24 protein-coding genes are annotated in these 24,723 nt (G+C 70.1%); 13 read left to right on the forward strand and 11 right to left on the reverse strand.

All coding sequences use genetic code 11. The features are described from left to right. The coding region (locus C8P66_RS21545; RefSeq protein ID WP_146423025.1) for a transposase at nucleotides 1-315 on the forward strand (315 nt) is incomplete at its 5' end. Between the two features lie 225 nt (nucleotides 316-540). Here C8P66_RS21545 and C8P66_RS21550 read toward each other — a convergent pair. From C8P66_RS21550 to C8P66_RS21560, 3 genes are all read right to left on the reverse strand, one after another. Next, a complete protein-coding gene (locus tag C8P66_RS21550; protein ID WP_111400356.1) occupies nucleotides 541-2,466 on the reverse strand; it encodes a phosphatidylglycerol lysyltransferase domain-containing protein in 1,926 nt (641 codons plus the stop codon). Further along, the gene (locus C8P66_RS21555) at nucleotides 2,463-4,100 is read right to left on the reverse strand and encodes a lysine--tRNA ligase (protein WP_111400357.1); all 1,638 of its coding nucleotides are present in this window, start codon (nucleotides 4,098-4,100) and stop codon (nucleotides 2,463-2,465) included. Before C8P66_RS21555 ends, C8P66_RS21550 begins: the two co-directional genes overlap by 4 nt. Nucleotides 4,101-4,172: 72 nt before the next feature. After that, a complete protein-coding gene (locus tag C8P66_RS21560) occupies nucleotides 4,173-4,577 on the reverse strand; it encodes a YkvA family protein (protein WP_245903725.1) in 405 nt (134 codons plus the stop codon). A gap of 82 nt (nucleotides 4,578-4,659) precedes the next feature. On the opposite strand from C8P66_RS21560, the gene C8P66_RS21565 reads away from it, so the two are divergent. Both C8P66_RS21565 and C8P66_RS21570 read left to right on the forward strand, forming a co-directional pair. Continuing rightward, nucleotides 4,660-7,425, forward strand: coding sequence for an ATP-dependent DNA helicase (locus tag C8P66_RS21565; RefSeq protein ID WP_111400381.1), 2,766 nt, complete (start codon nucleotides 4,660-4,662; stop codon nucleotides 7,423-7,425). 52 nt (nucleotides 7,426-7,477) lie between these two features. Continuing rightward, a complete protein-coding gene (locus tag C8P66_RS21570; protein WP_111400358.1) occupies nucleotides 7,478-7,897 on the forward strand; it encodes a tellurite resistance TerB family protein in 420 nt (139 codons plus the stop codon). Here the strand turns inward: C8P66_RS21570 and C8P66_RS21575 are convergent. Together C8P66_RS21575 and C8P66_RS21580 are read right to left on the reverse strand one after the other, a co-directional pair. After that, entirely contained in the window at nucleotides 7,885-9,288 is a 1,404-nt protein-coding gene (locus C8P66_RS21575) for an amidase family protein (protein ID WP_111400359.1), read from the reverse strand. The genes C8P66_RS21570 and C8P66_RS21575 overlap by 13 nt on opposite strands. Before the next feature lie 31 nt (nucleotides 9,289-9,319). Beyond that, nucleotides 9,320-10,027, reverse strand: coding sequence for a pyridoxamine 5'-phosphate oxidase family protein (locus C8P66_RS21580; protein ID WP_111400360.1), 708 nt, complete (start codon nucleotides 10,025-10,027; stop codon nucleotides 9,320-9,322). A 68-nt stretch (nucleotides 10,028-10,095) separates the two neighbouring features. Between C8P66_RS21580 and pdxR the strand changes: the two genes are divergently transcribed. After that, the gene (gene pdxR / locus C8P66_RS21585; protein ID WP_245903726.1) at nucleotides 10,096-11,511 is read left to right on the forward strand and encodes a MocR-like pyridoxine biosynthesis transcription factor PdxR; all 1,416 of its coding nucleotides are present in this window, start codon (nucleotides 10,096-10,098) and stop codon (nucleotides 11,509-11,511) included. On the opposite strand, the gene C8P66_RS21590 is transcribed toward pdxR, so the two are convergent. Beyond that, nucleotides 11,501-12,244 (reverse strand): SDR family NAD(P)-dependent oxidoreductase, encoded by a 744-nt coding sequence (locus C8P66_RS21590; protein ID WP_245903727.1) that lies wholly within the window; start codon nucleotides 12,242-12,244, stop codon nucleotides 11,501-11,503. The two genes, pdxR and C8P66_RS21590, sit on opposite strands and share 11 nt — an antisense overlap. 5 nt (nucleotides 12,245-12,249) lie before the next feature. Then, complete coding sequence (locus tag C8P66_RS21595) at nucleotides 12,250-13,011, reverse strand: HpcH/HpaI aldolase family protein (RefSeq protein WP_111400363.1); 762 nt, start codon at nucleotides 13,009-13,011, stop codon at nucleotides 12,250-12,252. A gap of 122 nt (nucleotides 13,012-13,133) precedes the next feature. Between C8P66_RS21595 and C8P66_RS21600 the strand changes: the two genes are divergently transcribed. The 9 genes from C8P66_RS21600 (at nucleotide 13,134) to C8P66_RS21640 (ending at nucleotide 21,605) form a co-directional block, all read left to right on the forward strand. Further along, the gene (locus C8P66_RS21600) at nucleotides 13,134-14,003 is read left to right on the forward strand and encodes a dimethylarginine dimethylaminohydrolase family protein (protein WP_111400382.1); all 870 of its coding nucleotides are present in this window, start codon (nucleotides 13,134-13,136) and stop codon (nucleotides 14,001-14,003) included. Between the two features lie 22 nt (nucleotides 14,004-14,025). Beyond that, complete coding sequence (locus tag C8P66_RS21605; RefSeq protein ID WP_111400383.1) at nucleotides 14,026-15,414, forward strand: FAD-binding oxidoreductase; 1,389 nt, start codon at nucleotides 14,026-14,028, stop codon at nucleotides 15,412-15,414. Between the two features lie 6 nt (nucleotides 15,415-15,420). Then, nucleotides 15,421-16,617: an MFS transporter gene (locus C8P66_RS21610; protein ID WP_111400364.1), complete on the forward strand. Its 1,197-nt coding sequence runs from the start codon at nucleotides 15,421-15,423 to the stop codon at nucleotides 16,615-16,617. Between the two features lie 89 nt (nucleotides 16,618-16,706). Next, a complete protein-coding gene (gene phnD / locus C8P66_RS21615) occupies nucleotides 16,707-17,612 on the forward strand; it encodes a phosphate/phosphite/phosphonate ABC transporter substrate-binding protein (protein WP_111400365.1) in 906 nt (301 codons plus the stop codon). A 10-nt stretch (nucleotides 17,613-17,622) separates the two neighbouring features. Continuing rightward, nucleotides 17,623-18,474: a phosphonate ABC transporter, permease protein PhnE gene (gene phnE / locus C8P66_RS21620; protein WP_111400366.1), complete on the forward strand. Its 852-nt coding sequence runs from the start codon at nucleotides 17,623-17,625 to the stop codon at nucleotides 18,472-18,474. Then, nucleotides 18,471-19,229: a phosphonate ABC transporter, permease protein PhnE gene (phnE, locus tag C8P66_RS21625; protein ID WP_245903728.1), complete on the forward strand. Its 759-nt coding sequence runs from the start codon at nucleotides 18,471-18,473 to the stop codon at nucleotides 19,227-19,229. Before phnE (C8P66_RS21620) ends, phnE (C8P66_RS21625) begins: the two co-directional genes overlap by 4 nt. Continuing rightward, on the forward strand, nucleotides 19,226-19,861 hold the full coding sequence (locus C8P66_RS21630) for an LbetaH domain-containing protein (protein WP_111400368.1): 636 nt from the start codon (nucleotides 19,226-19,228) through the stop codon (nucleotides 19,859-19,861). The genes phnE (C8P66_RS21625) and C8P66_RS21630 overlap by 4 nt, the downstream gene beginning before the upstream one ends. 24 nt (nucleotides 19,862-19,885) lie before the next feature. Next, nucleotides 19,886-20,719, forward strand: coding sequence for a universal stress protein (locus tag C8P66_RS21635; protein WP_111400369.1), 834 nt, complete (start codon nucleotides 19,886-19,888; stop codon nucleotides 20,717-20,719). Between the two features lies 1 nt (nucleotide 20,720). Continuing rightward, nucleotides 20,721-21,605 (forward strand): alpha/beta fold hydrolase, encoded by an 885-nt coding sequence (locus C8P66_RS21640; RefSeq protein WP_111400370.1) that lies wholly within the window; start codon nucleotides 20,721-20,723, stop codon nucleotides 21,603-21,605. Here the strand turns inward: C8P66_RS21640 and C8P66_RS21645 are convergent. From C8P66_RS21645 to C8P66_RS21660, 4 genes are all read right to left on the reverse strand, one after another. Next, nucleotides 21,598-21,999 (reverse strand): ATP-binding protein, encoded by a 402-nt coding sequence (locus C8P66_RS21645; RefSeq protein ID WP_111400371.1) that lies wholly within the window; start codon nucleotides 21,997-21,999, stop codon nucleotides 21,598-21,600. The two genes, C8P66_RS21640 and C8P66_RS21645, sit on opposite strands and share 8 nt — an antisense overlap. A gap of 80 nt (nucleotides 22,000-22,079) precedes the next feature. Then, complete coding sequence (locus C8P66_RS21650) at nucleotides 22,080-23,195, reverse strand: SpoIIE family protein phosphatase (RefSeq protein WP_146423027.1); 1,116 nt, start codon at nucleotides 23,193-23,195, stop codon at nucleotides 22,080-22,082. Then, nucleotides 23,192-23,668, reverse strand: a complete 477-nt coding sequence (locus C8P66_RS21655; RefSeq protein WP_245903729.1) for a DinB family protein — start codon at nucleotides 23,666-23,668, stop codon at nucleotides 23,192-23,194. Before C8P66_RS21655 ends, C8P66_RS21650 begins: the two co-directional genes overlap by 4 nt. Nucleotides 23,669-23,727: 59 nt before the next feature. Beyond that, complete coding sequence (locus tag C8P66_RS21660; RefSeq protein WP_111400374.1) at nucleotides 23,728-24,717, reverse strand: GNAT family N-acetyltransferase; 990 nt, start codon at nucleotides 24,715-24,717, stop codon at nucleotides 23,728-23,730. Nucleotides 24,718-24,723: the final 6 nt, after the last annotated feature.

Below are 24,723 nucleotides of genomic sequence, written 5' to 3' on the forward strand. Positions count from 1 at the left end.
CGTGGCGACTGCCCGCAGGCCTATGCCCTGATCGAAGGCCTGCCCGCCGATGTCGTCATGGCCGACACGGCCTACGACGCCGATCCTCTGCGCCAGATCATCGCGGACAAGGGCGCAGTCGCTGTTATTCCCAACAACCCGTCCCGCGCCCGCAAATATCCGCTCGACAAACATCTCTACGCCCAGCGCCACCTGATCGAATGCTGCTTCAGCAAGCTCAAACAGTTTCGCCGCGTGGCAACCCGCTACGAGAAAACCGCCAGGAACTACCTCAGCGTCGTTACCCTCGCCGCAACCATCCTATGGCTGAGATAAGTGTCCACACCACCTAGGCGGTGGGCACAAGCATCCGGGAGTGAGCCGCGCCACCGCTCACTGTTAGCTCGCGCTTCGGTGAACCGTTGTGGCGATGCAGAGGCGTGGAGCGGCCGAGAGAAGACGGCCCTCCGAGGTGTCCTCGACGACCATCGAGATCAGTGAGCACATCGCGCCGCGGCGCGATTGCGGCGGACCCGGACGACACCGTGGCGGGCGCGAGCTTCAGGCCCGTTTCGTGATCGCATCCTCGATACGCCGCGCCCGTTCGGCCGGCGCCACCAGCCAGCGCCCGGGCTGCCCCTCGACCGGCAGTGGCACCAGGCCCAGGTCGTTGTAGACGCGCAGGTTCGCGTCCCCCACGCCCCAGAAGGCGGTATCGACGCCATGGCGTTCGCACAGGTCGCGGAAACGCCAGATCGCCGTGGTACTGTCCCGCGCATTCCCGGCCGGATCGCCGAGCGCGATCCAGGCGCCGTCCCGCCGCATGAACGGCACGGCGGCGCGGCCGGTGTCGGTGAAGAGCACCGCCTCGGTTCCCACCGGCGCCTCGGCCCCCAGTGCCGCGAAGCGTAGCCGGGCCGCATTGTCCCAGGGCAACGGTCGCAGCCGCGCCGGCCGCAGCAGCCGCGCCGCGGCATAGAGCAGCAGCACGGCGCAGAGCCCGACGGTGAAGCGCAGGCTGTCCGGGGCATCATCGGCCATCACCACCGACCACCAGGATTCATCCCGTACCGGTTCGTGATAGGCGACCAGCGCCAGGGTGATCGCGCAGACCGCGCCTGCCGCGAGGGCGGCGAAATTGCCCGGTGAGATGGGTTCGGCCAGCACGCGCGCATCGCGGTAGAAGCTGGCGCCCGTCCCGGCCAGCAGCCCGCCGACGAGCAGATAGGCGCTCCAGAGCCACCAGGCCTCCCCGCGCAGCCAAACCGCGAAGGCCCCGGACAGCAGCAGGAAGATCGCCGCCCCCCAGGCCAGCCGCAGCCGCCGCACCAGCCCATAGGCCGCGACCAGCAGGAGCGAGCCGAGCAGCGAGGCGCCGAAATGCGAGGCGCCGGCGGCGAGGTGCCCGGCCCATTCCTCCATCAGGCTGCCCTTGACCGGCAGGGCCCCGATGAACAGCAGCGCCAGCCCCCCAAGCCCGGCGAGGCCCGCGAGCACCGGCACCTCGAAATTCTCGGTCACGCCGGTCAGCGTGCCGACGCGGGCCAGCACCTTGCGCCGCTGGCCGAGCTCGAAGGCGATGAACAGCCCGCCCGAGAGGAACAGTGGGATGATGTAGTAGTAGAGGCGGAAGATCAGCAGCGCCCCGACAACCTCGGCGGTCGGCAGATAGGGCGAGAGCCCGAGCAGGATCGCCCCATCGAAGACCCCGAGCCCGCCCGGCACGCTGGCCGCGAGCCCGGTGGTGTAGGAGGCGACGTAGATGCCCAGGAAGCGGATGAAGGTCAGCCCCGGCGCCGGCGGCAGCAGGGCGTAGAAGATCATCGCCGTCACCGCGACATCCACGCTGGCCAGCATCGTCTGCGCCAGCGCCATACGGAAGCCGGGCAGGTCGATCTTCATCCCGAAGGCGGTGAAATGCGGCTTGATGCGCGACAGCAGCAGATAGGCGCCGAGCACCCCCCAGAGCAGCAGGCCAATCCCCCGCATCACCCAATGCGGCGAATTCGCCCCGATCAGCGGCACCACCTCCGGCTCGATCACCAGAACCAGCCCGCCGAGAGCCAGGGCGCCGAGGCCGAAGGTCAGGCTGGTGAAGGCGATGACCTTGGCGATCTCGACCGGGGTCAGCCCCCAGGCGGCATAGAAGCGGTAACGCACCGCCGCCCCGGACACGGCCGCGAAGCCGATGTTGTGGGCCAGGGTATAGGCGCAGAAGGAGGCCAGCGAGGTCCGCACATAGGACACCGGCTTGCCCGCATAGACCGAGCCGAGCCGGTCGTAGATCGTCAGCACGGCATAGGCGAGCAACGTCCACCCCGCCGCGTACCAGAGCGTCACCGGCGGGATCGCCCGCAGCGCCGCGCCGATATCGGCGACCTTCAGCTCGCGGAATTCGCGCTGGACCACCCAGAGCGCGCCGACCAGCAGGAGGAGGCCGAAGCCTGTCGCCCCCTGACGGCGGATCCGGGACCAGACCGGACTCACGCGGCGGCGCTCTCTCCGGCCGTGTCCGGCCCGGGCGCCTGGAGACGCGATCGGATCAGCGCGACCGTCCGCCCGACACCGTACAGCGCGACGAAGCCACCGAAGCGCGGGCCCTCCGGCTGGCCCAGCAGCACCTGGTACAGCGCATCGAACCAGCCGCGGGAAACGCCCGGGCGGCCGTCCTTGCCCTGGGTCAGGAAGGGTTCGCGGCGTCCGGCATCATAGACCAGATCCTGGATGGCGCGGGCGCGGTCCTCGGGCGACAGGGCCTCAAGCGCTGCCTCCTGCTCGGCGAGGGACCGGGCCAGGACCTCGAAGGCGTCCGCCTCGGCCGGGGTGGCGGCGCGATAGGATTTTTCGGGGGCGACCACATCCCGGTAATAGGCGACGGCGTGATCGACGAGGCGCGCCAGCGTCGGCTCGCTCTCCGCATTGGCGCCGGGCAAATAGCGCTGGATGAAGCCCCAAAGCATGTCGGGTTCATCGGCGTTCACCACGCTGGCCAGATTGAGCAGCATGGTGAAGGAGATCGGGCTGCCGGGCAGGTTGGTGCTGCCGCCATTGTGGATGTGCCAGGCCGGGTTGGTCGGGTCCGCCGCGTTGCGCAGCCGGTCGAGATTGGCCAGCCAGTCGTCGGTCGCCCGTGGGATGGTCTTGATATGAAGGCGCTTGGCCGACTTGGGCGAAGGGAACATGAACTGCGCGATGCTTTCCGGCGGCCCGTAGCGCAGCCAGTCCTCGACCGTCAGACCATTGCCGCGGGACTTGCTGATCTTGCCACCCTCGGAATCCAGGAAGTGCTCGTAGGTATAGGAGACCGGCGGCTCGCCCCCGAGGATGCGGACGATCGCCGAGGACAGCTTCACGCTGTCGATCAGATCCTTGCCCGACATCTCGTAATCGACGCCGAGGGCGAACCAGCGCATCGCCCAATCGGCCTTCCACTGCGCCTTCACATGGCCGCCGGTGACCGGGGTCTCGAAGCGCTCGCCGGTTTCCGGGTCCTGCCAGATGATGGTGCCGGACTCTGGGCGGGCTTCCTCCACCGGGACCTGCATCACCACGCCGGTTTTGGGATGGATCGGCAGGAAGGGCGAATAGGTCGCGCGCCGGTCGGGGCCGAGCGTCGGGCGCACCGCGTCGCGGACCCGGTCATGCACCTCCAGCATCCGCAGCAGCGCCGCATCGAAGCGGCCGCCACGGTAGTACTCGGTGGAGGAGGCGAATTCGTACTCGAAGCCGAATTCATCCAGGAAGGCGCGCAGCCGGGCGTTGTTATGCGCGCCAAAGCTCTCATGCGTTCCGAAGGGGTCGGGCACCTGCGTCAGCGGCCGGCCCAAATATTCCGTCAGCAGCGCCTTGTTCGGCACATTGTCCGGAACCTTCCGCAGCCCGTCCATGTCGTCGGAGAAGGCCAGCAGCCGCGAGGGCATCCCGGTCGCGGCGGTGAAGGCGCGGCGGACCCAGGTGGTGCGTGCGACCTCACCAAACGTGCCGATATGGGGCAGGCCGGAGGGGCCATAGCCGGTTTCGAACAGCGCCTCGGTCTTGCCGGTGCTGCGGAGGCGTTCGGCGACGCGGGCGGCCTCTTCGAAAGGCCAGGCGCGGGCGGAGAGAAGGGCAAGGTCGTTCATGGTCCGTGGTTATAGGCACGGCGCCGGAGCGGTGCGAGGGGCCGGGCCAAACGACAGCGTGTGAAGCCCCGCTCACCCCGGCCAGAGCAGCGCCAAGACCAGCGCCGTCGCGGCGATCCACAGCACCACGATCACCACCGCCGCGATCCGGCTGACCGGGCGTTCCACCCGCAGATCCGCCGCCGCGCGCAGCTCCGCCATCAGCGGGGCCGGGATGAGGCGCTGGGCCAGGAGGATGCCGAGCGGCACCAGGATCAGGTCGTCCAGATAGCCGAGCACGGGGATGGCGTCGGGGATCAGGTCGATCGGCGACAGCGCATAGGCCGCGACGACGGCGCAGACCGCCTTGGCGGGCCAGGGCACGCGCGGGTCGCGCGCCGCGAGCCATAAGGCGACCACATCGCGGCGCAGGCGCCGCGCGGCCTGTCTGACACGGTCCAGCAGCCGCCGCATATCCGCCCCCGGTTGGCATTTCATGGCCCGCCTTGCCATATGCGGCTGTGATGGCGCAGTCGAGCAGAAGGATCCGGTGTTTGCCTCTGCTGGCTCGGCTGAGCTGATGGCCTCCAACGCCCCACGGCTACTGCTGCCCGACGCCCCGGCCCTGGTCGCTGGCAGCGCGCGCAGCACGTTGGTCACCCCCGATGGCGAGGTGCTGGTGCTGCCCAATGCGGAAATGGTCCGCGTGCTCGGCGGCCACCCGCCGCCGATGCTGGTGCATGCCCGCGCCACGGCCAAGCGCCTGGATATCGCGCCCATCCGTGGCGCCTATGATCTGCTGGAGCTGTTCGCCTTCGCCCTGCCCGCCCAGGCGGCGGCCCCCACCCCGCGCGGGCTGGCGCTGGCGCTGGACCGCCCGATACCGGAGACGGATGAGGCAGCCGCGGCCCTGCTGCCCGACCTCGTGGTGCTGATCCTGCGCCGCCTGGCCGCCGCCCGCCAATCCGACCGGAACGCCGATGCGGCGACGCTGGCCGCCCGGTTGCGCGATGTCGTCCGCTGGCCCTGGGCCGATTCCGTGATGGCCGCGCTCGGCCGGGAAGGCAGCCGGGGCGCTGCCGTCGGCCTGCGGGTCTGGCGCGGGCTGCCGGAATGGGAGGATGCGGCACCCGCCGCCCCGCCCTCCAACCTGCCGGTCGCCCCCGCCGAGGCCCGCCGGGCGCTGGCCGACCTGCTCGGCCCCGGGGCGGAACAGCGGCCGAGCCAGTCCGACTATGCCTCCGCCGCCGCCGGCGCCTTCGTGCCGCGCGAGGCGGAGGGCTCCCCCGCCGTGGTGCTGGCCGAGGCCGGGACGGGCACCGGCAAGACGCTCGGCTATATCGCCCCGGCCAATCTCTGGGCGGAGCGCAACGGCGCCCCGGTCTGGATCGCGACCTATACCCGCAATCTGCAACGCCAGATCGAGCAGGAGACGCATCGCCTCTTCCCCGACCCCGCCGAGCGGCGCCGCAAGATCGTGGTGCGCAAGGGGCGGGAGAATTACCTCTGCCTGCTGAACCTGGAGGACGCGACCAAGCGCAACGACACGCGGGAGGCGCTGCCGCTGGCCCTGGTCGCGCGCTGGGCCGGTGCGACGCGGGATGGCGATATCCAGGGCGGCGATTTCCCCGGCTGGATCGCCGAGCTGTTCGACCCGGCACAGGTGCGCGGCCTCGCCGACCGCCGCGGCGAATGCATCCATTCGGCCTGCACCCACTGGAAGCGGTGTTTCGTCGAACACTCCATCCGCCGTGCGGCCGGGGCGCGGCTGGTGGTCGCCAACCATGCGCTGGTGATGGTGCAGGCCGCCCTCGGCGGCGGCGACGACGCCGAACGCGGCACCCCGCTGCGGTATGTCTTTGACGAAGGCCATCACCTGTTCGACGCCGCCGATGGCGCGTTTTCCTCCGCTTTGGCGGGGTGGGAGATGGTGGAGCTGCGCCGGTGGCTTCTGGGCGGCGAAGGCAGTGGCCGCGCCCGGGGCCTGCAGCGCCGCATCGAGGAATTCGCCGCCGACCGCCCGGCCCTGAGCGAGCCACTCACGGCCGCCCTGGCCGCCGTGTCCCGCGCATTGCCGCCCGCCGGCTGGCAGACCCGGCTGGCGCTGGATGACCCCTCGCACCCCGCCGAGGCCTTCCTGGGCGCCCTCCGCACCCAGGTTCTGGCCCGCGCGCGGGATGCCGAGGCGGGCTACGACGCCGAATGCGACCTGCATCCGGTACAGGATGCGTTGCGGGAGGCGGGTGAGGGGCTGGCTTTGGCGCTGGATGCGCTGCGCCGCCCGCTGGCCAGCCTGCATCAGGCAATGACGGACCTGTTGGAGGAAGAGGGCGCCGAGCTGGAAACCAGCGACCGCATCCGCATCGCCGCCGCCGCGGCCGGGATCGAGCGCCGGGCGCTGCTGCCGCTCGGCGCATGGGGCGCCATGCTCTCCACCCTGGCAGCCCCTGCCCCCGAACCGGGCAGCCGCCCGTCCTTCGTCGATTGGCTGACGCTGCGCCGCGCCGAGGGGCGCGAGGTCGATGCCGGCATGCACCGCCACTGGCTGGACCCGACCATCCCCTTCGCCACCCATGTCGCCAGCCGCGCGCATGGGATGCTGGTGACCTCCGCCACGCTGCGGGACACGGCGGAGGAGGATATCGACCTCGCTTGGACCGCCGCCGAGGCCCGCACCGGGGCGAGCCATCTGCCGGTACCTGCGATCCGCGCCTCGGTCGCCAGCCCCTTCGATTATCCCTCCCAGACCCGGCTGCTGGTGGTGACGGATGTGGGGACCGAGGCGGGGCCGGTGGCCGCGGCGATGCGGGATCTCTTCCTCGCCTCGGGCGGCGGCGCGCTTGGGCTGTTCACCGCGATCCGGCGGCTGCGCGCCGCCCATGCGCTGCTGGCGGGGCCCTTGGCCGAGGCGGGGCTGCCGCTCTATGCCCAGCACGTCGATGCCATGGACAATGGCACCTTGGTCGACGTGTTCCGGGCCGAGGAAACCTCCTGCCTCCTCGGCACCGATGCGCTGCGCGACGGGGTGGATGTGCCGGGGCGGTCGCTGCGGCTGCTGGTCTTCGACCGTGTGCCCTGGCCGCGCCCCACCATCCTGCATCGGGAGCGGCGGCTGCATCTCTCGGGCGGGCAACCGGCGCGCTACGACGACGCCGTCGCCCGCGCCCGTTTGCGCCAGGGATTCGGCCGGCTGGTCCGGCGTGGCGATGATCGCGGGGTGTTCGTGCTGCTCGATCGCCGGGCGCCAAGCCGCGTGCTGGCGGGACTGCCGGTTGAGGCGCAACGTCTGGGCCTGAAGGAAGCCTGCGCCATCGTGCGGGATTTCGTCGGCCACCCGCCGGGTTGACGCGCGGGCGGGGCGGTGCGACCCCGGCGCTCGAAATCAGGAGGTCAAGGTGATGCCGCTCAGGATCCGTCTGTCGCCGCAAGAGGCGCTGGTCGCCGGGATGGTGCTGATGAGCGCCGCCGACGGGCCGATGACGGACGCCGAGATCGCGCGGATGACCAGGCTGGTCGAGGAATTGCCGGCCTTTGGCGATTTCGCCCCGCATAGCATCGCCACGGCCACCGAGACGGTGCTGGAACTCCTGACCAAGCCCGATGGGCTGGAGATCGCGACCGGGCTGGTCCGCGACGCCCTGCCGCAGCGGCTGCGCGAAACCGCCTATCTGCTGGCCTGTGAGGTCGCGGCGGCGGATGGCGAGGCCAGCCAGGACGAGTTGCGCTTCCTGCAGGTGTTTCGGATTGGCCTCGACCTCGACCGCCTGATCGCCGGCGCGATCGAGCGGGCGGCCAAGGCGCGTTATCAGGTCGTCTGAATCCGGGGGATAGGCCGCGCGGCCTCGAACGCCGCCGCTGCCCGCAGTACCGCCGCGTCGCAAAATCGCGGCCCGGCGATCTGCATCCCCACCGGCAGCCCCGCCGCCGTCAGCCCGCAGGGCATCGACAGCGCCGGGCCATGGCTGAGGTTGAAGGGGTAGGAGAACTCCGCCCAGGACAGCCAGTCCCACGGATGTTGCGGCCAATGGTCGGGCATCAATTGCCCGGTCGGGAAGGCGGCGACCGAGGCCGAGGGCGTCACCAGCAGATCGTAGCCCGCGTCCTCGAACCAGGAATTGACGGTGGCGGCGTAGGCGAGACGCGCGGTGACGGTCGGGATGATCTCGGCCGGTGTCATGCCCCCCGCCGCCCTCAGGCAGGCGACCAGCCCCGGGTCCATGCGCGCCAGATTGGCCTCGTCCCGGGCGAGGGTGGGCAGCAGCATGGCCGACCAGAGCCGGCGAATCACCTCGGGTCCGGTCGGGCCCCAGGGCGGATCGACCGCCTCGACCGTGGCACCCAGCCCGGCCAGCACCGCGACGGCCGCGGCGACCATCGCCGCAATCTCGGGATCGACCCGCGCATGGCCGAGCGTGGCGCTATAGGCGATCCGCACCCCGCGCAGATCGGGTGCACCGATCTCGGCATCGAAGCCGCCCGGCAGGGTGGTCGCATCGGAGGGGTCGGGCCCCGCCATCACCGACAGCATCAGCGCCGCATCGCGAACGTCGCGCGTCAGCGGCCCCAGATGCGACAGGCCCGACCCGGCCGAGGGTGGGTAGGGGACGCGGCCAAACGTCGGCTTCAACCCGACCACGCCGCAGAAATGCGCCGGCAGCCGCACCGATCCGGCGCCATCGCTGCCCAGATGCAGCGGCCCCCCGCCGATCGCCGCCAACGCCGCCGCGCCGGAGGACGACCCGCCGGCGGTATGGGCGTGTTTCCACGGATTGTGGGTGGTGCCGGTCAGCGGGCCGTCGGAGAGCGCGACCCAGCCGCGTTCCGGCATGGTGGTCTTGCCGAGCACGATGGCGCCGGCCGCCTTCAGCCGTGCGACCACCGGGCTGTCGGTCGCGACCGGCGTCGGATCGGTCAGCACCGAACCCCATCGGGTCGGCAGGCCGGCGACGTGTTGAACGTCCTTGATCGTCACCGGCACGCCGTGCAGCGGGCCGAGCGCCTCGCCCCGTGCCACCATAGCCTCGGCCGTCTTGGCGGCGGCGCGCGCCCGGTCGAAATCGGGCGCGACAAAGGCGTTCAGTCGCGGCTCCCAGGCGGCGATGCGGGTGAGGACAGCATCCAGCGCCTCCACCGGAGAGGCTTTCCGCTCCCGGATGCGGGCGGCGAGGTCATGGGCGGAGAGGTCGGCGAGGTCAGTGGGATTTGGCATCCCACAGCCTCGGACCTCCCACGCGGGTGCGTCAATCCGGGTAGACGAGCTTTGCCGTCTCCGACATCACCTCATCCAGGCGCCGGCCCTCGGTAAATCCGGCCAGGCCCTCGGGGCGTTCGACGCCGGGGATGAGGCGCGGGCAGGGTTCGGTCGCGCCCAGCACCTGATAGACCGGGATACGCGCGGCATAGATCGGCAGCGCGTAATCCTCTTCCTCGTCACCCACGCCTTTGGCGCGAATCTTTGCCGAGGCGTCCTCGATCTTCATGCCGACCAGCATGGTCGCCTTCAATTCCTGCGCCGTGCTGGGCCGCAGGGTGGCGTCGCGATCCGGGTAGAAGCGGTTGATCATCGCCGACAGGGCGCGCGCCTTCTCCTCGGCATCATCGACGATGGCGGCGGTGCCATAGGCCATCACCGAGCGGTAATCGACCGAATGGTTGAAGCCGCAGCGGGCCAGCACCAAGCTGTCCATATGCGTGACGGTCAGGCAGACGGGCAGCCCCGGCTTCTGGCTGCGCAGCATCCGGCTGGCGCTGCTGCCGTGCCAGTAGAGGTGGTCTTCCTCACGCCAGAACACCGTCGGCGTGCAATAGGGCTGGCCGTCGATGACATAGGCGATGTGGCAGAGCATCGCCGAATCCAGGATCGCATGCACGCTTTCATGGTCGTAGCGGCCACGCTCATGCAGGCGTTTGACGCGGTTGCGCGGGGTGATCGGGTAGATGTCGGGCATGGGGGCTGTTCCGGTCGGGCGTGATGACAGAAGATGCGCCCATGGCAATGGTCGAAAAAAGAGCCAATTTGGCCCCATCTGATCCGACCAATCAGGATTGGTCGGAGCTGCTGCTGATGCCGGAACCGGGGGGGCTTGCCGCGCATCGGCGGGTCTATCTGGCGCTGCGGGCGTTGATCCTGGATGGCACGGTGCCGGCCGGCGCCAGGCTGCCGCCGACCCGGGCGCTGGCCCGGACGCTCGGCGTTTCGCGCAGCGCCGTCATCGTCGCCTATGAACAGCTTCTGGCCGATGGCCATGCCGTGGCGCGGGTCGGCGCGGGCACCTTTGTCGCAGCACTGGAATTTCCCCCGCGCGCCAGCGCCCCACCCGCCCGCGCGCCAGAGCGGGCCGATCCGGCACCGCCCTTCACCATCGGCCGGGCGGCGGCGGATGAGCGGACCTTGCGCCAGTTCCGCGGGATGGTGGCGCGGCGCCTGCGGGCGTTCGATCCGCTGCACCTGACCTATGGCGATCCACGTGGAACACCGGCACTGCGCGGCGCCGTCGCCCGGATGCTGCGGACGGCGCGTGGTGTGCGGGCGGATCCGGAAAACATCGTCATCGTCTCCGGCACGCAGCATGCGTTCGGCCTCGTGCTGCGGGCGCTGCTGCGCCCCGGCGATCCGGTCTGGGTCGAGGACCCCTGCTACCCGGCGTTCCTGACCGCGTTGACTGGCGCCGGTGGGCGGGCGGTCCCGGTGCCGGTGGATCTGCAAGGGCTGGATGTGGCCGCGGGCCGCGTGGCGGCGCCGGAGGCCGTCGCCGCCTATGTCACCCCCAGCCACCAGTACCCGCTGGGTGTCGCCATGGGGATGGAGCGCCGCGTTGCCTTGCTCGATTGGGCGCGCGGCGCCGGCGCCTATGTGATCGAGGATGACTACGACAGCGAGGTTCGTTTTGCCGGGCGGTCGCTGGCGGCCTTGCAGGGGTTGGATGGCGGCGACCGGGTGCTGCATATCGGCACCTTCTCCAAGGTGCTGTTCCCCGGCCTGCGCTGCGGTTGGCTGGTGGTGCCGGATGCGCTGATGGACCGGGTGCTGGCGGTGCGCGCGGCGACGGACCGGCAGCCGCCGACCTTGCTGGAAGGCGCCATCGCCGATCTGCTGGATGGCGGGGCCTTCACGGCGCATCTGCGGCGGCTGCGGGCGCGGCATCGCGCCTCCCGCGACGTGCTGGTGGCCGCGCTGTCGCTGCTGCCGGGGCTTGAGGTCGATGTGCCGGACCAGGGGCTGCACCTGGTGGCGCGGCTGCGGGATGGGGGCGATGATGTGGCGCTGGCCGCCGCCTGCGCCGCGGCCGGCATCGCCACGCGGCCGCTATCGGCGATGTATCTGGCGCGCCCGCCGGTCGCGGGGCTGGTGCTGGGCTTCACCGGATTTTCGGATGCGGCGCTACGGGCTGGGGCGGAAGGGCTGGGCCGGGTGCTGGCGGCTATGCGGTGATGCCGCCATCCACATGCAGCAACTGCCCGGTGATGTAGCCCGCGGCGGGCGAGGCCAGGAACGCGATCGCCGCCGCGACATCCGCGGGTGTACCCAGGCGCCGCAGCGGGATGCGCGCCTTCACCGCCTCCCAGGCCGCCGCGTCCAGGGCCGCGTGGGCGCCGCTGTCCTTCTGCGTATAGCCGGGAACCACGGCATTCACTGTCACGACGGGTGCCCATTCGATGGACAAGGCCCGCACCAGCGCCTCGACCGCGCCCTTTCCGGCTGCGGTCGCCGGGAAGGTTGGCGTGTCGGTGCCAAAGACATGGGCGACGAAGGAGGAGACCGCGATCAGCCGCGGCTCCACCCCCGCGCGCAGATGCGGCCCCGCCGCCTTCGCAAGTCGGAAGAAGGCCCAGGCGATGGTGTCGAGGCTTTTGGCGAAGCCATCCTCGGTCAGCGCATCGACCTTCGTGCGATCGGCCCAGCCGGCGTTGGAGACCAGAACATCGATCCCGCCCATGGCCAGGGCGGCCTTGCAGACCAGCCGCGTGGGCGCCTCGGGTTCGGACAGGTCGGCGAGAATCACCTGCGCCGTGGCACCGGCGGCGCGGGCGGTCTCGGCGACCGCCTCCGCGCCTTCCGCGTTCTTGCGGGTATGGACCACCAGCGCCACGCCGGGCGCCGCCATCGCGCGAACGGTGGCGGCCCCGATGCCGGACGCCGCACCGGTAATGAGGATGCGGCGCACGTGGGTCAGCGGATCGCGGCGATCTGGGCCTTGGCGCCCATCATCATCAGCCCGCTGTCATTGGCGACGGTGACGAGCTTGAAGCCAAGATCCACCATCTTCTTCGCATAGGCGCCGGTGCCATTGTGGATGCCGGCGAACTGCCCACGCTTCTTCGTCTCGCGCAGCATGGTGTCGTAGATCGCCATGATCTCCGGTTCGTCACGGTCGAGCTTCGGCACCATCCCGTAGGAGAAGCCAAGGTCGGACGGGCCGACATAGATGCCGTCGATGCCGGGGACATCGAGGATCGCCGAGAGGTTGGCGACGGCCTGCCGCGTCTCGATCATCGGGATCACCAGGATCTCCTTGTTCGCCGACTGCTGGTACGGGCCACCGTCGCCATACATGCCGACGCGGATCGGGCCGTTGCTGCGGCCGCCCTCGGGCGGGTAGCGGCAGGAGTAGACGAGGGCCTTGGCTTCCTCGACCGTGTTCACCATCGGGCAGATCACGCCATAGGCGCCGGCATCCAGAACCTTGCCGATGATGCCGGGCTCGTTCCACGGCACGCGCACCATCGGCGTGATGCCATTGCCCGCGGCGGCCATGCCCTGGAAGCAGGCGACCATCGAGAGATAATCCTGCACGCCATGCTGCAGATCGACGGTGAGGCTGTCGAAGCCCACCTGCGCCATGACTTCGGCGCTGAAGCCGGAGGGGATGGCGAGCCACCCGTTGACGACGGCCTTTCCGGCCTTGATTGCGTCCTTGACGGCGTTCGCCATTGGGTTTCCTTCCTGCGGTAACGTCAGCGGACGCTAGGCTTGGGGCCTTGGAGCGTCAACGCATCGGGGCAACGGTTTTCGCGGGCTGGACCGGCTCCCTCCGCGCGGGCAGGCTGCGCCGCATGAAGCCATGGCGCGTTGAATCCGAGACCGATCCGCTGACGGATGTGCTTGTCTGTCCTCCCGACCACTATCGCTGGCTGCCGACCAACAGCATCGCCCGCCGCACCCTGGCCGAGGACCACCAGGCGCCCGTGCCGGCGCATCTCGCGGCCCAGCATTGCGAACTCGTTCAGGCGATGGAGCAGTCCGGCGTGCGCGTGCATGTTCTGCCGCCGCAGCCGCATCTGCCCTACATGGCCTATACGCGCGACAGCGTGGTGATGACCCATGCGGGGCCGGTGCTGTGCCAGTTGGAACGCCCGCAGCGTCGCGGCGAATACGCCTTCCTCATCGACTGGCACGACGGCAACTTCTGGCGCAAATCCAGCGCCGGCACGTTGGAGGGCGGCGATGTCCACATCATCCGCCCCGGCCTCGCACTGATCGGCCAGTCGGGCGGGCGCACCGATGCGGCGGGGGCCGCGCAGTTGGCCGGCTGGCTGCGGGCCGAAGGCTGGGAGGTGCGCGAACAGCCCTTCGACGAACACTTCCTGCATCTGGACGTGTTGTTCTGCATGGCCGCCCCTGGCCTCGCTGTCGCCTGCCTGGATGTGCTGGACCCCGCGATGCTTGCATGGCTGTCCTGCCATGGCATCCGCTGCCTGGACGTCACCTACGCCGAGGCGATGGGTCTTGGCAGCAATATCCTGGCGCTGGGCCACGGGCGCGTCATTTCCGCCCGCGCCTCGACCCGGTTGAACGCGGCCCTCCGCGCCGAGGGGCTGGTGGTGCTGGACCCGGAACTCACCCTGTTCACCCAGGGCGGTGGCGGTCCACATTGTCTGACCTGCCCCCTCAATCGGGAGCCGGACGCCGCCACGGCGCGTTGATAGGGCACGAAGCATGAATGAGATGTCGATCGGACTGCCGGATGTGGTGCTGCAAGGCTTTGACGCCCTGGGGCTCGGCGACCGCCTTACGGTCAATGCCGCGATCCGCGAGCAGCACAGCCATGGTGAGGACACCACGACCCCGGTGATGCCCGATGCGGTGGTGTTTGCCGAAACCACCGATGACGTCGTTCGCACGTTGACCCTCTGCCACCAGCATGGGATCGCGGTGACGCCCTTCGGCGCCGGCACGTCGCTGGAGGGCCATGTGACCCCGGTGCGCCGCGGCGTCTCGCTCGACGTGTCCAAGATGGCGGCGATCCTGGAAGTGAACGCCGAGGACATGGATTGCGTCATCGAGCCCGGCGTGACCCGACAGCAGCTCAACGAATATCTGCGCGACCAGGGGCTGTTCTTCCCGGTCGATCCCGGCAGCCACTGCACCATCGGCGGCATGTGCGCGACGCGGGCCAGCGGCACCAATGCCGTGCGCTACGGCACCATCCGCGAGAATGTGTTGGGGCTGGAGGTCGTGCTGGCCGACGGCCGCGTGATCCAGACCGGCGGCCGCACCCGCAAGGCCGCCAATGGCTATGACCTGACCCGGCTGTTCATCGGCAGCGAGGGCACGCTCGGCGTCATCACCCGGATCCGCCTGCGGCTGCATGGCATCCCCGAGGCGCAATCGGCCGCCGTCTGCCAGTTCGAGAGCCTGGCCGCCTGCGTCGAGACGGTGATCGCGGTGATGCAGGTCGGCATCCCCGTGGCCCGCATCGAATTGCTGGACGAGGTGCAGATGGGCGCCTGCATTGCCTTCTCGAAGCTGCCGGACATGCAGCCGATCCCGACGCTGTTCCTGGAATTCGACGGCACCCCGGCTTCGGTGCGCGAGCAGGCGGAACAGGTCGAGGCGATCGCGCGCGATTTCGGCGCCGCCAGCTTCGCCTGGGCCACGGATGCCGAGGCGCGCAACCGGCTTTGGAAGGCCAGGCACGACGCCTATTGGGCCGGCATCGCCATGGTCCCGGGCTCGCGCGGAATCGCGACGGATGTCTGCGTGCCGATCTCCCGGCTCGCCGAGGCCCTGCTTGGGGCCAAGGAGGATATCGCGGCCTCCGGCCTGCTCGCGCCCATGGTCGGACATGTCGGGGATGGCAATTTCCACACGGTCATCCTGGTCCCGCCGGACCAGCCCGACGCGCTGGAACGCGCCTGGGCGCTGGACAAGAAGATCGTCGCGCGGGGCCTGGCGCTCGGCGGGACCTGCTCGGGCGAACATGGCATCGGCCTGGGCAAGCGCGAGTTCCTGGAAACCGAACACGGCGCCGAGGCGCTGGCGGTCATGCGGTCGCTGAAGACCGCGCTCGATCCCAAGGGTATCATGAACCCGGGGAAAATCTTCAGGAACTAAACGCCCATGACACGGCCGGTCAATGAGGCCTCGGCAGCGTTCGTGCTGCCGCTGGCGGCGCTCGCCATGGGGCATGTGCTGTCCAATGCGGTGCGCACGCTGCCGGCGATTTCCGCCGATGTGCTGATGCGCGACCTTGGTGTCACCGCGGAGGGGCTGGCGGCGCTGACCGGCGCCTTCCACTTCGCCTTCGCCGCGGCGCAGATCCCGGTCGGCGTGGCGCTCGACCGCTTCGGCGTGCGGGCCGTGGCACTGACCCTGGTCGCCTTGGTCGCGGTGGGCGCGGCGCTTGCGGCCATCGCGGGCGGCCCGCTCGGATACCTTGTGGCCCAGATCACCTTGGGGATCGGCTGTTCGGGGATGATGCTCTGCCCCATCACCCTGGCGGCGAAGGTCCTGACGCCCGGGCGGTTCGGACTCTGGACCGGGCTGATCCAGGCGCTGGGCAATTGCGGGATGCTGCTGTCGGCGAGCCCGCTGGCCTATGTCGTCGAAGGCTTCGGCTGGCGCATGGGCTATTGGGCCAATGTCGGCCTCGGCGTGTTCGTCCTCGGCCTGGTCGCGACCGTGTTGCGCCGCACCCCTCCGGAGCCGGCGCCGGTCCGCAGTATCCTGGCCGATGCGCGGGAGGTGCTGCGGATGACCGTCTCGCCGCGGCTGCGGAATGTCGTGGTGCTCGGCTTCTGCTCCTTTGCCGTGGTGATCGGGATGCGCGGGCTCTGGGGCGGGCCTTGGCTCATGGATGTCAAAGGCTTCTCCCGTATCGAGGCCGGCAACATCCTGCTCTTCGCCACGCTGTCGCTGGTGATCGGCCCGGCGCTGTCCGGCGTGCTGGACCGGCGCTTCGGCCACCGGCGCCTGCTGCTGGTGCTGGGCCATGGGCTGGCCGCTGTATTCCTGGGGCTGGAGGTGCTCGGTGCCGGCCAGCCCGCGGCCTGGGATGTGGTGATGCTGTTCTGCTTCGGCCTGGCCATTTCCATGCAACCGCTGATCTTCGCCCTGACGCGGGAGGCGATCAGCGCCGAGCATGTCGGCCGCGCCATGGCGGCGGTGAACCTCTCCTTTTTCCTCGGCGCCGCCGTGCTGCAGGCGGCGAGCGGGCCGGTCGGCGCCTGGGGTGGGCCGGGGGCTGCGCTCGCATTCCTCGCGGGCTGCGTTGCCGTCTGCACACTGCTGTTCATGCGCCTGCCCGGCCCGCGCTGAGGCGGCCGTCACCGATCCTTCGCCATTCCGTCATCCGGGCGCCGCCGGCGGTGTGGCACGGGGCCGCACCGGAACCCGGAGCCCCCGCCATGCTGACGCGCCGCCTCTTCTTCGCTGCCCCCACCCTGCTCGCCGCTCCTGCCATCGCGCAGGCTGATTGGCGCAGCCAGATCAGGGAGCTGCGCCTCGGCATCTCCTCGGCCGAGAACGAACGCGATGCGCTGGCCCGCCAGCAGCCGTTCTCCGACTACATTCAGAAGGCTCTGGGCGTGCCGCTGCGCGTGTTCCGCGCCACCGACTATGCCGGCGTGGTCGAGGCGCTGCGGAGCGGCAACATCGAATTCGCCCGCTTCGGACCCGCGACCTATGCCCTCGCCCGCCGGATCATGGGCGATCGCGTCACCGCCTTTGCCCGCGACCTCGGCGATGACGGCCGCGCCGGCTACAACAGCGTGGCCTTCGTGAAGGCGGAAAGCCCGTACCAGACGATGGAGGAGCTGAAGGGCAAGTCCTTCGCCTTCGCCGATCCGAATTCGACCTCGGGCTTTGCCTTCCCGTCCTATTTCCTGCGCAAGGCGGGCTTTGACCCCGCCACGCATTTCAGCCGCACGGGCTTCTCCGGCAGCCATGAGCAGAGCGTCATCGCCGTGCTCAACGGCACCTATGATGCCGGCGCGACCTATTGGAACAGCCCGACGCGCGGCAACATCGCGCGGATGGAAGAGAAGAACATGATCCCGGTGAACAGCACGCGGATCATCTGGACCAGCCCCGAGATCCCGAACTCCCCCTGGGTCATCCGCTCCGACCTGCCCGAGGGGCTGCGCCGCGATTGGGCCGCCGCCGTCTTCGCAATGCCGGAAGCCGATCCCGAGGCGTTCCGCGTCGCGGCCTCGGGCGCGCAGGGCGTCGTGCCCGCCACCCACGAGACCTACCTCGACGTGATTGCCGTGGTCGAAGAGAATCAGGCCCGCCGCCGCAATCGTGCGTCCTGAGGCTTAGGGCATGACTGCCGCCGTCGCGGCGGCCGAGGCACGCTGGCGCAACGCCCATCGCTCCCGCCGCCGCAGCTGGTCCATCGCGGCGGTGGTCTTCGCGGCGGCGGTGGCGGCCTCCGCCGTGGTGGGCGAGGCCGATCTGGGCCGGCTCCTCCGCGGGCTGCCGATGGCGGCCGATTATATCTGGCGGACCATCCCGGTGCTGCGGCCGGAGCATCTCGGCGCCGATCTGGACGATTGGATGTGGGGCCTGCCGGGCTGGATCGTGCTGATGGGCGACACCTTGCTGGTCGCCTATGCCGGCAGCGTGCTGGGGGCGGTGGCGGGGTTGCTGCTGTCCTTCTCCGCCGCCAGCACGCTCTCGCCACCCTGGGCGGTTGCCGCCAGCCGGCGGGTGCTGGAGCTGGCGCGGACGGTGCCGGTGCTCGTCTATGCGCTGGTCTTCGTCTTCGCCTTCGGCCTCGGCCCTTTTGCCGGAATGCTGGCGATCGCCCTGCACACCATGGGCGCGCTGGGAAAGCTCTACGCCGAGGTGCATGAGAATGCGGAGCTTGGCCCGCTCGATGCGGTGCGCGCGAGTGGCGGCTCCTGGGCTCAGGGCATGCGCTACGGCATCCTGCCGCAATCCCTCCCGGGCGTGCTGTCCTTCGGGCTGCTGCGCTTCGAGATCAATGTGCGCGAGGCCTCCGTCCTCGGCATCGTCGGCGCGGGCGGCATTGGGGAGGAGCTGTACCTCGCGGTGCGGCAGTTCGTTTATCCGGACATCTCGGCGATCCTGGTTCTCATTCTGCTGACCGTTTCCTGCATGGACATCGGCTGCGGTTTCCTGCGGCGCCAGGTCATCGGCGCGCCGGCGTGACGCGGACCCAGGGCCTCTTCGGCGGCGGCTTCCTGTTGTTGCTGCTGGGGCTGTGGCGGGTGGATGCCTCGCCGCTGCGGGTCTGGAACGGGCTGGAACGCCTGGGCTGGCTGTTCCGGCTGATGTGGCCACCAACGCCGGCGGGGGCGCTGCCCGATCTGCTGCTCTCGCTGGGGCAGACGCTCGCCATGGCCTTTCTCGGCACGCTGATCGCGTCGCTGGTCGCGCTGCCGCTCTGCCTGCTGGGCGCCAACAACGTCGTCACCTCGACCCTGCTGCGGTTTTCGGCGCGGCGGGTGTTCGACGGGCTGCGCGGGGTGGACACGCTGATCTGGGCGCTGATTTTCGTCAGCGCGGTCGGCATGGGGCCCTTCGCCGGCATCCTGGCGCTGGCCATCCCCGATATCGGCACGCTGGCCAAAACCTTCTCCGAGGCGATCGAGGCCACCGACCGCCGCCAGGTGGAGGCCATCCGCGCCGCCGGTGGGGGCAGGCTGGCCGCCGTGCGCTTCGGATTGCTGCCGCAGGTGCTGCCGGCGATCCTGTCGCAATCGCTCTATACGCTGGAGAGCAACACCCGCTCCGCCACCATCCTTGGCGTCGTCGGCGCCGGCGGGATCGGGCTGGCGCTGGCCGACCGTATTCGCATCAACAACTGGGACGAGGTTGCCTTCATCGTGCTGCTGATACTTGCCACTGTCGCCGCCATGGATGCGACCTCGCGCCGGCTCCGCCTTGCGGTCATCCGCGCATGAACGACCCGGGCAGCGCCAAGGACCTTTCGTCCGACGCGCCCTCGATCCATCCGACCGCCAGCGTGCGCGACACCACCTTCGGCCGCTTCAACGAGGTGGGTGCGCGGACCAAGGTCTCCGAATGCACCTTCGGCGACTACGCCTATGTCGTGCATGACGCCGAGATCATCTACACCACCATCGGCCCGTTTTGTTCCATCGCGGCCCAGACCCGGATCAACCCGGGCAACCATCCGCTCGACCGCATCATGCTGAACCATGTCTCCTACCGCAGCAGCGCCTATGGGCTGGGGCCGGATGATGCCGGCTTCTTCGACTGGCGGCGGGCGAGCCCGGTGGTGCTCGGCCCCGATGTCTGGGTCGGGCATGGCGCGGTGATCCTGCCGGGGCGGACCATCGGCACCGGGGCGGCGATCGGCGCCGGGGCCATCGTCACCAAGGATGTGCCGGATTTCGCGATCGTGGTCGGCAATCCGGGCCGGGTGATCCGCAGCCGCTTTCCGCCCGAGATCTGCGCCGCGCTGTTGCGGATCGCTTTCTGGAGCTGGGATCACGCCACTTTAGCCGAACGGCTGCCGGATATCCGCCGCCTCTCCGCGATGGATTTCTGCCGGCGCTACGATCCGGCATAAAGAGGGCAGCTTCGGAGGCCCGTCATGCTGCGTTCCATCCTTGTCGCCCTCGATGACACGCCGGGCGCCCGCTCGGCCCGCGATTTTGCCGTCACCATGGCGCGCCAGACCAAGGCCAGCCTGACCGCCGCCGTCATCCTGGACCTGCCGCATACGGCCGAGGATGAGGCGACCCCGATCGGCGGTTATGCCTACAAGGAACGGCGCGATGCCGCCCGGATCGCCCAGGCCGAGAAGGAAGCGGAGGACATCATCGCCGCCTGCACCGCCGCCGCCGAGGACGTGCCCTTCGACGTGCTGCACCTGATCGATGCGCCGGAGCCGGCGCTGCGCGCGGCCTCGGCCCGTGTCGATATGCTGGTCATCGGCCGCGACAGCACCTTGGGCCAGGAGCAGGCCGAGGACGGGCTGGCCCCCACCATCGAGGGACTGTTGCGCCACGGCGCCCGGCCGCTGCTGGTGGTGCCGCCGGGCATGCCGCTGCGGACCGCGGGGCCGGTGCTGATCGGCTATGACGGCTCGCTGCCCTGCATGCGGGCGGTCCAGCTCTATGCCCAGCTCCGCCCGCTCGGGAACGCGCCGGTCAAGGTCGTGAGCGTGGGGGCCACGGCGAAGGCGGCACAGGAGCTGGCCGATGTCGCCTGCGCCTATCTGATCGGCCAGGGGCTGACGGCCGAGGCGCATGGCAGCCAGGGCGACCACCCCGCCGATGTGCTGCTGTCGGAGGCCTCGGCCCTGCATGCCCGCATGCTGGTGATCGGCGCCTTTGAGACCTCAAGCCTGCGCCAACTTCTGCGGGGCAGTGCGACACGCAAGCTGCTGACCCAGGCGCCCTGCCCCATCTTCGTGGCGCATTGAGATGGAGTTCTTCGCGATCCCGCCCAGCCACGCCACGGCGCGCGGCCGCCGCTTCCGCCTGCGCCGGGCGGGCTCGGGCCCGCCGCTGCTGCTGCTGCACGGCAATCCGCAGACCCATGCGATGTGGCACCGCCTGGCCCCGGTGCTGGCGCAGACCCATACCGTGATCTGCCCGGACATCACCGGCTACGGCCTCTCCGACAAGCCGCCGCTCAGCCCGGACCACGCGGCCTATGCCAAGCGCGAGATGGCCGCCGACATGCATGCGGTGATGCAGGCCGAGGGGTTCGAGCGCTACGGCGTGGTCAGCCACGACCGCGGTGCCCGCGTCGCCCACCGGCTGGCGCTGGATTTCCCCGATGCGGTGGAACGGCTCTGCGTCATGGACATTATCCCGACGCTGGAACACTTCGAGCGGACTGACATGCGGTTCGCCCTTGGCTACTACCACTGGTTCTTCCTGGCGCAGCCGCACCCCCTGCCCGAACGGCTGATCGAGCGTGACATCGAGGATTGGTTCGACCTGCATACCTCGCGCGAGCCCAAGGACCGCAGCTTCTACCACCCCGCCGCGCGGGCCGATTACCTTGCCGCGCTGAAGGCGCCGGGCACGATTTCGGCGATCTGCGAGGATTACCGCGCCGCCACCGGCATCGACATGGCCGATGACCGCGCCAGCCGTGCCGCGGGGCAGAAGGTCTCCTGCCCGCTGCTGGCGCTCTGGGGCGCCAAGGGGAAGATCGGTGAGTGGTATGCGCCGCTGGATGTCTGGGGCGCCTATGCCTCGGGGCCGCTCAGCGGCGGGCCGGTCCCCTCCGGGCACTACCTCGCCGAGGAAGCGCCGGAGGCGGTGCTGGCGGCGCTGGCGGGCTTCCTCGTCAGCTGAGCGTCATGCTCAGCCGGTTATGGCCCTCGGCCGTCCGCTCGTAGCGCAGGGCGGTCGCAAGCTTGCGCAGCAGTACCAGGCCGCGGCCGCCGATCGTCGCCTCCTCCAGCGCCCGCTCCAGATCAGGCAGCGGGGCGGTGGTCGGGTCGAAGGCGCCGCCATCATCCTCGAAGACCAACCCCAGCCCATCCTCGTCCCGGGTCGCGGCGATCGTCACCCCCCGCGCCTGGCCATGATCCAGCGCGTTGAGGGCGATTTCCTCGACCAGCAATTCGGCGCGGGCGATGGTGCGGGGGTCGGCGTCATCCTCCTCCAGCCAGGCGACGAGCGTTGCCTGGGCCTGGCTCACCTCGGCACTGCCCCCCGTCACCCGCAATGTCAGGCGGCGCGTCATCTGCCGGGCACGCCGGCTGCGATCGTGTGATCCATCCCCACCTTCTCGTCCTCATGCCGCCCGAAAGGGGCGGGCGGATCTTATGCGACGTCGAAGGTGAGTATGGAGACATCATCCGCAAGGGGGCCAGCCCCGGCCGCTGCCATGACCACCCGCAGCAGGCGCTCGGCCTCCGGCACACCCGGTTCCGGCGGGGCGGAGAGATGCGGCAGGAATTCGGCCAGTGCCGCGCGCTGGCCGGCGGCCGGGGGGGAGCCGAAGGCGCCGTCGCTGAACAGCACCAGCCGGGCCCCGCAGGGCAACGCGGCTTGGGCCGCGTGGAAGGGCCATTGCGGGGTCAGCCCGATGGCGGGGTTCGAGACATGCAGCGGCGCCCAGGTCTCCGCGCCGGGCAGCAGAAGCCAGCCCGGGTGGTGCCCGGAGGCGGCGAAGTGCAGCCGCTGGCGGCCCAGATCGGCCACCCCATACCAGCAGGCGAAGGGCAGCCCTGCCTTCCCGGCCGATTGGAAGGTGGCATTGAGGGAACCCAGGACCGCGGCGGGATCGGCGGGGTCGGCGGTATCGCCCGCCCGAAGGACGTTCATCACCGAGGCCGCGAGCAGCGCCGCCCCCGCGCCTTGGCCTGACACATCCAGCAGCCAGATTGCGAGCCGGGTGTCATCCAGGAAGCGCCAGCCGAAGCCGTCGCCACCGATCTGCGGGCAGGGCAGGAAGCGCCAATCCGCCCGTATGGGTCCGGACAGCAGGGGGGCCGGCAGCAGCGCGGCCACGTAGCGCGCCGCCTTCTCCAGGTCGCGCTCCATGCCCGCGTTCCGCTGCATCTCCAGCAGCGGCAGGCAGAGGTATTGCAAATGATAGGGTCCGAGCCGCAGCACGCCACCGGGCGGCAGGCGGGTCGGGCCCTCGATCCGGTGACCATCCACCCAGGCGCCATTGGTTGAGCCCTGGTCGGTAACGGTGACGATCCCACCCTGGAGCGCTACGATGCAGTGCCGGCGGGAGATTTCGTCGGAGGCGAGCATAAGCCCGTTCTGCACCGTCCGCCCGATGGACAGTGGCTCCGGCCCAAGCGGCACGCGATGCGGCGGCGCGCCAGGCTGGTCCAGCACCAGCAGATGCGCCATGTCGGCCGGTCTTGCGCAGCCGTCCTCGGGCTCCGGGGCACGGACGAGCGTGCGCTCCTCTTCCCGGTTCACGGGACGAGGAGCCAGAGGTCGGTGTCGCCCGTCACCTCACCGGCGGCGGTCAGCAAGGCATGGACCTGGCCGCGGTGGTGGGTCTGGTGGTTGAAAAGATGGGTGATCACCAAGGCGGTCGGCTTGGCCACATCGCGCTGCGCGGAGCCGCTGAACCAAAGGGTCTCACCCTCCAGCGCGGCGGGGGTGACGCGCCGGGCCCAGGCTTCCATCCGCCCGTCGATATTGATGCGGGTGGCGAGCATGGTCGGGAAATCGCCGACCATCTCCGGCGATTCAGCGATGCTCTGGACCGGCTTGTCCCAGCCGTCGAACCGCGACATCCACATCTGGTCGGCCCAGAGCAGATGATTGAGCGTCCCGTGGATGCTGCCGAAAAAGGCGCCGCGCGGGGCGCGCCTTTCCTCATCCATCAGCCGTCCGGCTGCGGCGTAGAGGCGACGATTCATCTCGGAGTTGTAGGTTGCCATCATGGCAACCCAGGCTGGTGTTATCATGGCGGCGCTACACTGCCGTCACGCGGGCGTGAGGATCAAGCCACCAACCGCTTATAGAACAAGACGGTCTCATGCGGGGTGCCATCGGCGCTCAGCGCATAATCGGGAATACGCCCCGCTTCCTGCCAGCCCATGGCGCGGTAGAGCGGCTCGGCCGCCTCTCCCGCCCGTGTATCGAGGGTCAACAGCCGTCGCCCGACGCCACGCGCAGCCTGTTCGGCGCGCGCGACCAGGGCGCGGCCCACGCCCCGGCGGCGGGCGGCCGGGTCCACCAGCAGCTTCTCCAGATCCGCGCGATGCGGCTGGTTCTGCGGCGTGCCGCAATTCACCTGGACGGTGCCGACCAGCGCGCCATCCAGCCAGGCGGCCAGCAGCAGGCGAGTGCCGGCGGCGACGTCCCCGGCAATGCGGCGCCAGAAGGCGCGGGCGGTTTCGACGGCGAGCGGTGGCAGGAAGGACACGCTGGCGCCATCCGCCACGGTGGCGATGAGGATTTCCGACAGGCGGCGTTCGGCGCTGGCGGCCGCGGCGGCGTCCAGCGCCTCCACCACCAGCCCGCGGGCAGGCTTGGCGTAGCGGAACTCCAGCGAATTGGAGAGATCGTCCAGGATGCGGATCGACCCGGCGCGGACATAGCCGCGCTTCTCATAGAACACATGCGCCGCGTGAAAGCGCGTGTCGGTCCAGAGCACCAGGCGCTGGGCGCGGGCCGCGGCATAGGCCTCGGCCGTGTCCAGCAGGCGGTGGGCGAGGCCGGTGCCCCGCGCCGCCGCCGCCACATACATGCGGCAGATTTCCCAGGCATCGTCGGAGCCCGAGGGGCGGGTCGCGACCATGCCGGTCATTTCGCCATCAGTCTCGGCGACCCAGACGGCGCCGCCGGCCGCGGCGAAATGGGTCGCGAGCGTCCGCAATTCCGGCAGCTCGGCGTCCAGGTCGAAGACGCAGCCGGGAAATTCCGCCCAGGCGTCGCGGACGAGGCGGATGAACCCCGCCGCATCCGTGTCGCGGCCAAGGCGGATCATATCAGC

Source organism: Humitalea rosea, assembly GCF_003253705.1.
Classification (GTDB): domain Bacteria; phylum Pseudomonadota; class Alphaproteobacteria; order Acetobacterales; family Acetobacteraceae; genus Humitalea; species Humitalea rosea.

Bases quoted from the DNA above. Each gene is read 5' to 3' on its own strand.
- C8P66_RS21580 (WP_111400360.1), bottom strand. From the start codon at position 10,027: ATGCCCGACATCTACCCGATCACCCCGCGCAACCGCGTCAAACGCCTG.
- C8P66_RS21640 (WP_111400370.1), top strand. From the start codon at position 20,721: ATGGAGTTCTTCGCGATCCCGCCCAGCCACGCCACGGCGCGCGGCCGC.
- C8P66_RS21605 (WP_111400383.1), top strand. From the start codon at position 14,026: ATGTCGATCGGACTGCCGGATGTGGTGCTGCAAGGCTTTGACGCCCTG.
- C8P66_RS21560 (WP_245903725.1), bottom strand. From the start codon at position 4,577: ATGAAATGCCAACCGGGGGCGGATATGCGGCGGCTGCTGGACCGTGTC.
- C8P66_RS21595 (WP_111400363.1), bottom strand. From the start codon at position 13,011: ATGGCGAACGCCGTCAAGGACGCAATCAAGGCCGGAAAGGCCGTCGTC.
- C8P66_RS21660 (WP_111400374.1), bottom strand. From the start codon at position 24,717: ATGATCCGCCTTGGCCGCGACACGGATGCGGCGGGGTTCATCCGCCTC.
- C8P66_RS21610 (WP_111400364.1), top strand. From the start codon at position 15,421: ATGACACGGCCGGTCAATGAGGCCTCGGCAGCGTTCGTGCTGCCGCTG.
- phnE (WP_111400366.1), top strand. From the start codon at position 17,623: ATGACTGCCGCCGTCGCGGCGGCCGAGGCACGCTGGCGCAACGCCCAT.
- C8P66_RS21655 (WP_245903729.1), bottom strand. From the start codon at position 23,668: ATGATGGCAACCTACAACTCCGAGATGAATCGTCGCCTCTACGCCGCA.
- phnD (WP_111400365.1), top strand. From the start codon at position 16,707: ATGCTGACGCGCCGCCTCTTCTTCGCTGCCCCCACCCTGCTCGCCGCT.
- C8P66_RS21575 (WP_111400359.1), bottom strand. From the start codon at position 9,288: ATGCCAAATCCCACTGACCTCGCCGACCTCTCCGCCCATGACCTCGCC.
- C8P66_RS21645 (WP_111400371.1), bottom strand. From the start codon at position 21,999: ATGACGCGCCGCCTGACATTGCGGGTGACGGGGGGCAGTGCCGAGGTG.
- C8P66_RS21555 (WP_111400357.1), bottom strand. From the start codon at position 4,100: ATGAACGACCTTGCCCTTCTCTCCGCCCGCGCCTGGCCTTTCGAAGAG.
- C8P66_RS21570 (WP_111400358.1), top strand. From the start codon at position 7,478: ATGCCGCTCAGGATCCGTCTGTCGCCGCAAGAGGCGCTGGTCGCCGGG.
- C8P66_RS21565 (WP_111400381.1), top strand. From the start codon at position 4,660: ATGGCCTCCAACGCCCCACGGCTACTGCTGCCCGACGCCCCGGCCCTG.
- C8P66_RS21630 (WP_111400368.1), top strand. From the start codon at position 19,226: ATGAACGACCCGGGCAGCGCCAAGGACCTTTCGTCCGACGCGCCCTCG.
- C8P66_RS21600 (WP_111400382.1), top strand. From the start codon at position 13,134: ATGAAGCCATGGCGCGTTGAATCCGAGACCGATCCGCTGACGGATGTG.
- C8P66_RS21635 (WP_111400369.1), top strand. From the start codon at position 19,886: ATGCTGCGTTCCATCCTTGTCGCCCTCGATGACACGCCGGGCGCCCGC.